Source organism: Geodermatophilus sp. SYSU D00758, from assembly GCF_054049955.1.
This window is the reverse complement of sequence record NZ_JBJGYK010000086.1, coordinates 1-2,071: the sequence shown is the minus strand read 5'-3', so window position 1 is coordinate 2,071 and position 2,071 is coordinate 1. Positions and strand designations below refer to the sequence as shown.

Sequence of the window (2,071 nt, the reverse complement as noted above, 5' to 3'; positions counted from 1 at the left end):
CGAGGGGGCCGCGGTCCTGCTCACCCCTGGCCCCCCGCCGCTCGCGTGCTCGCGGCGGGGCCCTGCGAGGGGGCCGCGGTCCTGCTCACCCCTGGCCCCCCGCCGCTCGCGTGCTCGCGGCGGGGCCGTCGGGCCGGCCGGCGCTGGTACGCTGACCAGAGCGCGTTCCGCCGGCAGTCCGCCGGACGGGGCGCGCGACGCGTGTACGACCCTCCTGCTGCAGACCGACTGCAGCCGCCCAGACCAGAGGAGGTGGGGTTCTCCGTGCGTCACTACGAACTGATGGTCATCCTCGACCCCGACCTGGAGGAGCGCACGATCGCGCCCTCCCTCGACCGGTTCCTCACCGTGGTCACCAACTCCGGTGGCACCGTGAAGACCGAGATCTGGGGCCGTCGCCGGCTGGCCTACGAGATCAAGAAGCAGATCGAGGGCATCTACGCCGTCGTCGACATCCAGGCCACCCCGGCCGCGGTGGCCGAGCTGGACCGTCAGCTCAACCTCAACGAGTCGGTCCTGCGCACGAAGCTGCTCCGGCCCGAGGTCCACTGAGCATGGCCGGCGAGACCGTCATCACCGTCATCGGCAACCTGACGTCGGACCCGGAGCTGCGCTTCACGCCCTCCGGTGCCGCGGTCGCCAACTTCACCGTCGCCTCGACGCCGCGGACCTTCGACCGCCAGTCGCAGGAGTGGAAGGACGGCGAGGCGCTCTTCCTGCGCTGCAACGTGTGGCGGCAGGCGGCGGAGAACGTCGCCGAGTCGCTGACCCGCGGTTCGCGGGTGATCGTCTCCGGCCGGCTCAAGCAGCGGTCGTTCGAGACGAAGGAAGGCGAGAAGCGCACCGTCGTCGAGCTGGAGGTCGACGAGATCGGCCCCTCGCTCCGCTACGCCACCGCGAAGGTCACCAAGGCCTCCCGCGGTGACGGCGGCGGCGGGGGCGGCTTCGGCGGCGGCGGCGGTGGCGGCGGCTTCGGGGGCGGCGGGTCCAGCGACCCGTGGTCGACCCCTGCGTCGTCGTCCGACGAGCCTCCCTTCTGACAGGACCCCGTCCTCCTCACCCCTCGCACGCTCGGGTGAGCCTCTGGACGGGGCCGCCCCTCGCCCCTCGCGCGGGGCCACTTCGTTCGTACTGAACCTCTTCTCCCTGGAGGACCCCGGTGGCCAAGCCCCCGATCCGCAAGCCCAAGAAGAAGGTCTGCCAGTTCTGCAAGGACAAGGCGACCTACATCGACTACAAGGACACGACCCTGCTGCGGAAGTTCATCTCCGACCGCGGCAAGATCCGTGCCCGCCGCGTGAGCGGCAACTGCAGCCAGCACCAGCGGGACGTCGCCACGGCCGTGAAGAACAGCCGTGAGATGGCCCTGCTGCCCTACACCTCGACGGCGCGCTGACCATGAGCACCCAGAAGCTGATCCTGACGCAGGAGGTCACCGGTCTCGGGTCCTCCGGTGACACGGTGGAGGTCAAGGGCGGCTACGCCCGCAACTACCTCCTGCCCCGCGGCCTGGCCATCGTCGCCACGCGCGGTGCCGAGAAGCAGGTCGAGTCGCTGCGCCGGGCGCGTGCGGCGCGGGACGTGCGCTCGCTCGACGAGGCGCAGGCCGTGGCCGGCCGCCTCTCGGGGCTGACCGTGCGGGTGCCGGCGCGGGCCGGCCAGGGTGGGCGGCTGTTCGGCCGGGTGACCACCGCCGACGTCGCCAACGCCGTCACCGCGGCCGGGGGCCCGGAGCTGGACCGCCGCCGCATCGAGCTGCCGAGCAGCATCAAGACCACCGGCCAGCACACCGTCACCGTGCGGGTGCACCCGGAGGTCACCGCCCAGCTGGCGATCGAGGTCGTCGCCGGCTGAGAGGACCCGTCCTCCTCACCTCTCGCACGCGAGGGGTGAGCCCCGGGACGGGGCGACTCCTGCCCCCGCCGCGCACGGTTCGCGGTGGGGCGGGAGGGGATCACAGCGCTCGCGAGGGGGGGGGGGCCGGGGGGCGGCGGCCCCCGCGGCGGCCCGCGGTCCCCCCCCCCCACCCCCCGTACCGCCCCACCGCCCTGAGCCCCCCACCCCCGAGAAA

Annotated in this window: 4 protein-coding genes; all 4 read left to right on the top strand. The window is 73.2% G+C overall.

The genetic code is table 11. The features are described 5' to 3' along the window. Nucleotides 1–264 precede the first annotated feature (264 nt). The 4 genes from rpsF (at nucleotide 265) to rplI (ending at nucleotide 1,854) form a co-directional block, all read left to right on the top strand. A complete protein-coding gene (gene rpsF, locus ACI8AC_RS25180) occupies nucleotides 265–552 on the top strand; it encodes a 30S ribosomal protein S6 (RefSeq protein ID WP_456900594.1) in 288 nt (95 codons plus the stop codon). A 2-nt stretch (nucleotides 553–554) separates the two neighbouring features. After that, on the top strand, nucleotides 555–1,040 hold the full coding sequence (locus ACI8AC_RS25175; RefSeq protein WP_456900593.1) for a single-stranded DNA-binding protein: 486 nt from the start codon (nucleotides 555–557) through the stop codon (nucleotides 1,038–1,040). Between the two features lie 119 nt (nucleotides 1,041–1,159). Beyond that, complete coding sequence (gene rpsR / locus ACI8AC_RS25170) at nucleotides 1,160–1,396, top strand: 30S ribosomal protein S18 (protein WP_456900592.1); 237 nt, start codon at nucleotides 1,160–1,162, stop codon at nucleotides 1,394–1,396. A 2-nt stretch (nucleotides 1,397–1,398) separates the two neighbouring features. Next, on the top strand, nucleotides 1,399–1,854 hold the full coding sequence (gene rplI / locus ACI8AC_RS25165; protein ID WP_456900591.1) for a 50S ribosomal protein L9: 456 nt from the start codon (nucleotides 1,399–1,401) through the stop codon (nucleotides 1,852–1,854). Nucleotides 1,855–2,071 lie beyond the last annotated feature (217 nt).